At 69.0% G+C, this 8,680-nt stretch carries 7 protein-coding genes and 1 pseudogene; 3 read left to right on the top strand and 5 right to left on the bottom strand.

What is annotated here, in order from left to right; translation table 11 throughout:
* Positions 1-879: LysR family transcriptional regulator (locus tag AD428_RS18415; protein ID WP_053246146.1), on the bottom strand; the 879-nt coding region annotated here is incomplete at its 3' end.
* A gap of 191 nt (positions 880-1,070) precedes the next feature.
* Here AD428_RS18415 and AD428_RS18410 point away from each other — a divergent pair.
* A pseudogene (locus AD428_RS18410) lies at positions 1,071-2,062 on the top strand (tripartite tricarboxylate transporter substrate binding protein).
* A gap of 27 nt (positions 2,063-2,089) precedes the next feature.
* Here AD428_RS18410 and AD428_RS18405 read toward each other — a convergent pair.
* The 3 genes from AD428_RS18405 to araD are packed head-to-tail and all read right to left on the bottom strand — an operon-like array spanning position 2,090 to position 5,624.
* Positions 2,090-3,079 carry a Bug family tripartite tricarboxylate transporter substrate binding protein gene (locus AD428_RS18405; RefSeq protein WP_053246144.1) on the bottom strand — a complete coding sequence of 330 codons (990 nt, stop codon included), beginning with the start codon at positions 3,077-3,079 and terminating at the stop codon, positions 2,090-2,092.
* 46 nt (positions 3,080-3,125) lie between these two features.
* Positions 3,126-3,845 (bottom strand): ribonuclease activity regulator RraA, encoded by a 720-nt coding sequence (locus AD428_RS18400; RefSeq protein WP_053246143.1) that lies wholly within the window; start codon positions 3,843-3,845, stop codon positions 3,126-3,128.
* Between the two features lie 48 nt (positions 3,846-3,893).
* Positions 3,894-5,624 (bottom strand): L-arabinonate dehydratase, encoded by a 1,731-nt coding sequence (araD, locus tag AD428_RS18395; RefSeq protein WP_053246142.1) that lies wholly within the window; start codon positions 5,622-5,624, stop codon positions 3,894-3,896.
* 121 nt (positions 5,625-5,745) lie between these two features.
* Here araD and AD428_RS18390 point away from each other — a divergent pair, with 121 nt between their 5' ends.
* Entirely contained in the window at positions 5,746-6,483 is a 738-nt protein-coding gene (locus AD428_RS18390; RefSeq protein ID WP_053246145.1) for a GntR family transcriptional regulator, read from the top strand.
* Positions 6,484-6,566: 83 nt separating this feature from the next.
* Positions 6,567-7,034, top strand: a complete 468-nt coding sequence (locus AD428_RS18385) for a surface-adhesin E family protein (RefSeq protein ID WP_082308488.1) — start codon at positions 6,567-6,569, stop codon at positions 7,032-7,034.
* Positions 7,035-7,241: 207 nt separating this feature from the next.
* On the opposite strand, the gene AD428_RS18380 is transcribed toward AD428_RS18385, so the two are convergent.
* Positions 7,242-8,537, bottom strand: a complete 1,296-nt coding sequence (locus AD428_RS18380) for an O-acetylhomoserine aminocarboxypropyltransferase/cysteine synthase family protein (RefSeq protein ID WP_053246141.1) — start codon at positions 8,535-8,537, stop codon at positions 7,242-7,244.
* Positions 8,538-8,680 lie beyond the last annotated feature (143 nt).

Genomic DNA, 8,680 nt, shown 5'->3' with positions numbered 1-8,680 from the left:
GGCCGCCAGTTCCTGCGCCAGCAGCAGGGCCTGGCGCAGGAACGGCGAGGTATCGTCCTTGCGGTAGCTGACGATGACCGGCGACACGAAGGATTCCGCCTCGATGCGCACGTGGGCCACGTCCTGCCGCTGCAGGCGCTGCACCGAGGCCGGCACCACCGCCACCCCCAGCCCTGCCGCCACCAGGCCGATGGCGGTCTGCAGCTCGTTGGCTTCCTGCACCACCTGCGGCGCATGGCCCGCCGCGCGGAACAGCCCCAGCACGTGGTCAGAGAAATTGGGCCGGGGCCGCGCCGGATACAGCACCAGCGGTTCGCGCGCCAGCCGCTCGACTGTTACGCCGGCCTGCCCGGCCAGCGCATGGCCCAGCGGCACCGCCGCCATCAGCGGTTCCGTGAGCAGCACCCGGCGCTCCACCGCCGGGTCGTCGAACAGGATGCGGCCGAAGCCCAGGTCGATGCGCCCGGCCTTCAGCGCCTCCAGTTGCGGCAACGTGGTCATTTCCGACAAGCCCACGTCCACCAGGGGGTCCGCGCCCCGTAGCCGCCGGATCAGCTCGGGCACGAAACCGTAGAGCGTGGACGGCACGAAACCGATGCCGAACCAGCGCCGCTCGCGCCGCCCCAGCCGGCGCGTGCTTTCCACCACCTCGTCCAGCCGGGCGGTGAGCAGCCGCGACTGCTCCAGCAGGAAGCGTCCGGCCTCGGTCAGCCGCAGCGCGCGCGTGCTGCGCTCCAGCAGCGCCACCCCCAATTCTTCTTCGAGCTGGCGGATCTGGCGGCTTAGCGGCGGCTGGGCGATATGCAGCCGCTCGGCCGCGCGCGTGAAGCTGCCCTCCTCCGCGACCGCCTGGAAATAACGCAAATGCCTGAGTTCCATAAGATGAATACCTTAAAGGTATGAATCGCAACCCATATAGTCTTGGACATTGCGATAAATCTCAAGGGATACTCGCCCGCATTCGCATTCTGGCCGCAAAAAGTATCAATTGCGCCCGCACCGGCCAGGCCCGCCGGCCCCGGGCGGGAAAGCGCGACGCGCCCGGGACGGACACACACTCAGGAGACGACATGAATCTGCAACGCACCCTCGCCCGGCTCGTCCGCGCCAGCCTCGGCGCGGCGCTTCTGGCCGGAGCGGCCGGCGCCCATGCCCAGGCCGGCGCCTATCCCGACCATCCCGTGAAATGGATCGTGCCCTTCCCGCCCGGCGGCGCGATGGACAGCATCGCCCGCACCCTGGGCGAAGCCATGGGCAAGGAGCTCAACACCTCGTTCATCGTGGAAAACCGCGCCGGCGCGGGCGGCAATATCGGCTCTTCGGCCGTCGCCCGCGCAAAGCCCGATGGCTACACCCTCCTCATCGCGGCCAACGGCATGGCGGTGAACCCGGCGCTGTACAAAGACCTCAACTATGATCCGATCAAGGATTTCGCGCCCATCTCGCTGCTGGCCGTGGTGCCCAACGTGCTGGTCGCCAATCCGGCGCGCAACGACGTCAAGAGCGTGGCCGAGGTCATCGAAAAGGCGCGCGCCCAGCCCAACCACTACACCTTCGCCTCGGCGGCGTGGGCACCTCCATCCACCTGGCGGGCGAGCTCTTCGTTTCCATGGCCAAGGTGGACATGCTCCACGTGCCGTACAAGGGCAGCGGTCCGGCCATGGCCGACCTGCTGGGCGGCCAGGTGGACTATATGTTCGACAGCATCACTTCGGCCAAGCCGCACATCGAGGCGGGCAAGCTGCGCGCCCTGGCGGTGACCACGAGCAAGCGATCGGCGGCCCTGCCCGGCGTGCCCACCGTGGCCGAGGCCGGCGTGCCCGGCTACGAACTGATGCCCTGGTTCGCCGCTTTCGCGCCGGCCGGCACCCCGCCCGAAGTCGTGGCCCGGCTCAACGCCGCCATGCGCAAGGCCCTGGCCGACCCCAAGGTGAAAAACACCCTGGACTCCATCGGCGCCGAGCCCATCGGCGGCTCTCCCGAAGAACTGCGCGACCACCTCGCCCGCGAGACGGCGCAGTGGAAGGTGCTGGTCAAGGAACGCAACATCAAGATCAACTGAGGACGCGGGCGCGCGGCCCCCTGCGCCTCAATCGACCGAAGCGCCCGATTTGCGCACCACCTCGGCCCAGCGCGGGATCTCGGTGGCCATGAGGTCGCGCAGTTCCTCGGGCGTGCTGCCCACGAGTTCCATGCCCATGGTCTTGCCGAGTTTTTCCTGCACCTCGGGCTCCTTGACGATGGCGGCGATTTCGCGCGCCAGGCGGTCCAGGATGGGCTTGGGCGTGCCCCTGGGCGCGTAGACCGCCTGCCACGACGCCATCTGGAACCCGGGCACGCCGGCTTCGGCCATGGTGGGCACATCGGGCGCGAGCGCGATGCGGTTCCGGGTGGTGACGGCGAGCAGCTTGAGCTTGCCGTTCTGCAGCAGCGGCAGCGCGGCGGTCATCTGGTCGAACATGAAGGTCACCGCGCCGGACGACACGTCCACCATGGCCGGCGGCGTGCCTTTGTACGGCACGTGCGTGAGCGGCACGCCGATCATGCTGGAAAACAGTTCTCCCGCCAGGTGCGTGGAGGTGCCGGCGCCGGACGAGGCGAAGGTGCGTTTGGACGGATCGCGCTTGAGCAGCGCGATCAGATCGGCCACCGAATTCACGCCCAGGTTGGGATCCACCAGCAGCACATTGGGCAGATAGGCGATGAGCGACACCGGCTCGAAGTCCTTGACCGGGTCGTACTTCAGGTTCTTATACAGGCTGGCGTTGATGGCGTGCGTGCTGATGGTGCCGCCGAAGAGCGTATAGCCGTCGGCAGGCGCCTTGGCCACATAGGCAGCGCCGATGCCGCCCGCGGCGCCCGGCTTGTTCTCCACGATGACGTTCTGGTGCAGGCGCTCGCCCAGCTTCTGCGCCAGCAGGCGGCCCACCACGTCGGTGGACCCGCCCACGGTGAAAGGCACCACATATGAGATCGGCTTCTGGCCGGGCCAGTCGGCTGCCAGGGCGGGGCCGCCCCAGGCGGCCCGCGCGGCCGTGGCGGCCAGGGCGGCGCACAGGCCGCGGCGTTGCTCGTTCATGATTGTCTCCTTGCCCTCGTTATGCGTGTATGGACTGCGGCGGGTTTCAGCGCCCGTGCTGCGCGCGCCAGGCGGCAAAGCGCTCGCGCGAGGCGGGATCGGTGGGCGGATACAGGCCCAGGATAGAGGCGCCTTCGCGCACCTGGCTGGTCACGAAGTCTTCGAACGCGGTCATTTCCGCCGCCTCGGCGGCGATCTCGTCGGCCATCCCGGCGGGTATCACCACCACGCCCTCGCCGTCGCCCACCACGATGTCGCCCGGGAATACGGCCACGTCGCCGCAGCCGATGGGCTGGTTGATGTCCAGCGCCTGATGCAGCGTGAGGTTGGTCGGCGCGGAAGGACGCTGGTGATAGGCGGGAAAGCCCAGCGCGGCGATCTCGGGCGAATCGCGAAAGCCCCCGTCGGTGACCACGCCGGCCGCGCCGCGCTTCATGAGCCGCGTCACCAGAATGGACCCGGCCGAAGCGGCGCGCGCGTTCTTGCGGCTGTCCATGACCAGCACCGCGCCTTCGGGGCAGGTTTCCACCGCCACGCGCTGCGGATGGGCGCGGTCTTCGAACACCTTGATGGTGTTGAGGTCTTCGCGGGCCGGGATGTAGCGCAGCGTGAACGCCGGGCCCACCATGTTGGGCAGCCCGGGGGCGAGCGGACGCACGTCCTGGATGAATTGGTTGCGCAGGCCGCGCTTGAAAAGCGCGGTGCAGAGCGTGGCGGTGCTGACCCCGGCCAACCTGGCGCGGGTTTCGGGTTTGAGTGTGGACACGGCGGCTCCAGAAAGTTAAGCGGAATGCGGGGCGAGGAAATCCCCGCCTCAGAAAATGGCGGGCTCGGGCACGGGGGCGCCAAAGCCTGTTTCCAGGAAATCGAAATCGCAGCCTTCGTTGGCCTGCAGAATGTGGCGCGAGTACATCCAGCCGTAGCCGCGCTCGTAGCGGGGCGGCGGCGGCGTCCAGGCGGCGCGCCGCGCGGCCAGCTCCTCGTCGCTCACATTCAGGTGGATGCGGCGCGCGGGCACGTCCACGGTGATGAGGTCGCCCGTCTTCACCAGCGCCAGCGGGCCGCCGATATAGGCCTCGGGCGCCGCATGCAGGATGCAGGCGCCGTAGCTGGTGCCGCTCATGCGCGCGTCCGACAGGCGCAGCATGTCGCGCACGCCCTGCTTCACCAGCTTCACGGGAATGGGCAGCATGCCCCACTCCGGCATGCCCGGCCCGCCCAGAGGACCCGCGTTGCGCAGGATGAGAATGTGATCGGCGGTCACGTCGAGGTTTTCGTCTTCCACCGCCGCCTTCATGCTGGGATAGTCGTCGAACACCAGCGCGGGCCCGGTGTGCTGCAGGTATTGCGGCGCGCAGGCGCTGGGCTTGATGACGCAGCCGTCGGGCGCGATATTGCCGCGCAGCACGGCCAGCGCCCCTTCCTGGTAGATCGCGCGCTCCAGCGGACGGATGACGTCGTCGTCGTAGACCTCGGCGCCTTCGATGTTCTGGCCCAGCGTCCTGCCGGTGACGGTCATGGCGCCCAGGTCGAGATGGCCGCGCAGCCGGCTCATCAGCGCCGGCAGGCCGCCCGCGTAGTAGAAATCTTCCATCAGGTACTTGTCGCCGCTGGGCCGGATGTTGGCGATAACGGGAACCTCGCGGCTGGCCGCGTCGAAGTCGTCCAGCCCGACCGCGCAGCCGGCGCGCCGCGACATGGCCACCAGGTGCACGATGGCATTGGTGGAGCAGCCCATGGCCATGGCCACGTTGATCGCGTTGCGGAACGAGGCGGGCGACAGGATGCGCGCCGGGGTCAAGTCGTCCCACACCATCTGCACGATACGGCGGCCGCATTCGGCGGACATGCGCATGTGGTTCACGTCCGCCGCCGGAATGGACGAGGCGCCCGGCAGCGTCATGCCGATGGCCTCGGCAATGGCCGTCATGGTGCTGGCCGTGCCCATGGTCATGCAGGTGCCGTAGCTGCGGGCGATGCCGCCCTCCACTTCCGTCCATTGCTGCGGCGTGATGTTGCCGGCGCGGCGCTCGTCCCACAGCTTCCAGGCGTCCGAGCCCGACCCCAGCACCTTGCCCTTCCAGTTGCCGCGCAGCATGGGGCCGGCGGGCACGTAGATACAGGGCAGGCCCGCGCTGATGGCGCCCATGAGGAGCCCCGGCGTGGTCTTGTCGCAGCCGCCCATGAGCACGGCCCCGTCCACCGGGTGGCTGCGCAGCAGTTCTTCCGTTTCCATGGCCAGGAAGTTGCGGTAGAGCATGGTGGTCGGCTTCACGAACGATTCCGACACCGAGATGGCCGGCAGCTCCACCGGAAAGCCGCCGGCCTGGAACACGCCGCGCTTGACGTCCTCGACCCGCTGCTTGAAATGGCTGTGGCACGGGTTGAGGTCCGACCAGGTATTGACGATGGCGATGACCGGGCGGCCGGCCCAGTCGTCGGGGCCGTAGCCCATTTGCATCATGCGCGAGCGGTGGCCGAAGGAACGCAGGTCGTCCTTGGCCATCCAGGCCGCGCTGCGCAGGCTTTCGTAGGTGCGTGTCATGGTGGGGGCGGCTTTATCCGAATGGGAATGGCGATGACGCATTTATACACTAATATATTAGTGTGTCAGATAGGGGGAAACCCGCTATACTGCCGCTTTGTCCCTTACCTGGCCGCCCTGCATGCCGCAGCCCAAACTCAAACTGGACCGCTCCCGCCACGCCGCTCCGCAGGTGTTCGAGCACCTGCGCGCCCAGATCGTTTCGCTGGATTTCGCGCCCGGCGCCGCCCTGTCGCGCGTGGCGCTGGCCGAAGCCTACGGCCTGAGCCAGACGCCCATCCGCGACGCGCTGATCCGCCTGGCCGAGGAAGGCCTGGTCGAGATCTATCCCCAGCACACCACGGTCGTCAGCCGCATCGACGTGGCGGCCGCGCGCCAGGCGCATTTCCTGCGCCGCTCGCTGGAACTGGAGATCGTGCACACGCTGGCCCGGCGGCCCGACCCGGCGCTCTGGAGCCGCCTGCAGGCCGAGATCGACTTGCAGCGCGCCAGCCACCAGGCCGGCCAGACGCAGGCGTTCATCAATGCCGACCAGGCTTTTCACCGCGCCATGCACGAGGCGGCGGACGTGGCCGGCCTGTGGGAGCTCGGCCAGCGGTACAGCGGCCACCTGGACCGCCTGCGCCGGCTGCACCTGCCCGAGGCCGGCAAGGCCGAACGCATCCTGGACGACCACCAGCGCCTGCTGGACGCCATCGTCGCGCAGGATGCGCCGCGCGCGCAGGCCGTGCTGCGCGAGCATCTGTCGGGCACGTTGAGCCAGGTGGCCGAGATCTGCAAGCGCTACCCCGACTACGTGCTGGCCGACTACGCGCCGTCCGACGCCGAACCGCCGGCGGCGCGGGTTTCCGGCGCCTAGGGACGCGCCGCCGCGCGCCCCGCATCCGGCGCTGGCGGACATTCTCTATACTGATGGACCTTGCCCGCCGCTTAGAAGCTTTCATGACCTCCAGCCCCCTCGCGCGCTGCGCGGCGCGACTTCTCCCGCCTGCCGCCCGGCCCATGGCCGCTTGCGCGGCGCTTGCCTGCCTGGCGGGGCTGCCCGGACCGGCGCTCGCCGCGAACTGGACGCCGCTCGAGCCGCAGGCCATGCCCGGCGTGTTCTACGACAGCGCCTCGGTCGAACGCCTCAGCGAGCGGCCGCTGGTCATGGCCGTGACCGTGGGCTGGTTCTACGCCCAGCCCCGCGTCTCCGAATCCACCGGCCTGCGCTACGGCTCGGTCACCCAGGCCGTCACCATCAACTGCACCGACAACACCTACACCGTCATGCGGCGGCTGCACCATGCCGGCGGCAACGCCACCGGCGCGCTGGTCGAATCCATACCGGTGAACACCGTGCGCAACGCGCCCGTGGCGCGCGACCCCGTCCAGCGCAGCCTGCGCGCCATGGTCTGCCCCGCCGATTAGGACGCCTCAACCCTGAACGCAGCGTCGCGGCGCCCGGCGCAGGAGTCTGGCGGAGGGGCGGGAAAAAATGAAAGCCCGACACGAACGGCCAGGACCGGCGTTCCCGGCCCTGGCCGCCATCGGCATCGGCATCAGATGCCATGTGCAAAATCTTCAGGGGGGCGATTTCATTGCCTGTCCACGGGCCCCAGCCGGCGCGCACGCCGCTCAGGCGCGCGCCAGCGCCTGGTCCAGGTCGGCGATGAGGTCGTCGATGTGCTCGATGCCGATGGACAGACGCACCATTTCCTCGCTCACGCCCGCCTTGCGCAGCTCCTCGGGGTTGAGCTGGCGGTGGGTGGTGGAGGCCGGATGCGTGGCCAGCGACTTGGCGTCGCCGATGTTCACCAGCCGCGTGAAGAGCTGCAGCGCGTCCTGGAAACGCGCCCCGGCCTCGCGGCCGCCCTTCACGCCGAACGTGAACAGCCCCGGGGCCTTGCCGCCCAGGTAACGCTGCGCCAGCGCGTGGTCGGCGTGGTCGGGCAGGCCCGCGTAGTTGACCCACTCCACTTTGGGATGCGCGCGCAGGAATCGCGCGACCGCGAGGGCGTTTTCCACGATGCGGTCCACGCGCAGCGCCAGCGTCTCGATGCCCTGCAGGATCTGGAAGGCATTGAAGGGCGAGATCGCCGCGCCCATGTTGCGCAGCGGCACCACGCGCGCGCGGCCGATATAGGCCGCCGGACCGAAGGCTTCCGTGTAGACCACGCCGTGGTAGCTCACGTCGGGCTCGTTGAGGCGCTTGTAGCGCTCCTTGTGCTCGGCCCAGGGAAACTTGCCCGAATCGACGATGGCGCCGCCCAGGCTGGTGCCGTGCCCGCCCAGGTACTTGGTGAGCGAATGCACCACGATGTCCGCGCCATGCTCGATGGGACGCAGCAGGTATGGCGACGGCACGGTGTTGTCCACGATGAGGGGCAGCCCATGGCGGTGCGCGATGTCGGCCAGCGCGCCGATGTCGGTGATGTTGCCCAGCGGATTGCCCACCGACTCCGCGAAGATGGCCTTGGTGCGGCTGTCGATCTGCGACTCGAAGGTGGAGAGATCGCGCGGGTCGGCGAAGCGGGCCCGCACCCCGTACTGCGGCAGCGTGTGCGCGAACAGGTTGTAGGTGCCGCCATACAGCGTGCTGGCGGACACGATGTTGTCGCCCGCCTCGGCGATGGTCTGGATGGCATAAGTGACCGCGGCCTGCCCCGAGGCCAGCGCCAGCGCGGCCACCCCGCCCTCCAGCGCCGCCACGCGCTGCTCCAGCACGTCGGTGGTGGGGTTCATGATGCGGGTGTAGATGTTGCCCGGCACCTTCAGGTCGAACAGGTCCGCGCCGTGCTGGGTATCGTCGAACGCATAGGCCACCGTCTGGTAGATCGGCACCGCGACCGCGCGCGTGGTGGGATCGGGGCGGTAGCCGCCATGCACGGCGATGGTTTCCAGGCGCCATTGGGGGTTCGGGGCGTCGGGCATGCGAGTCTCCTGTCGTGATTATCGAAGCGCGCGAGGCGCCGGCGGAATGCCCGATTGTAGGCAGCCCCGCCGCGCGCGGCCAGCGCCCCGCCCGCATATCCATATGCCCCGCAAGCGCCTTGGCGCTGCCCGGGCAACCTCAG

This window comes from Achromobacter sp. DMS1, assembly GCF_001270295.1.
This window is presented reverse-complemented; position numbering and strand designations above follow the sequence as displayed.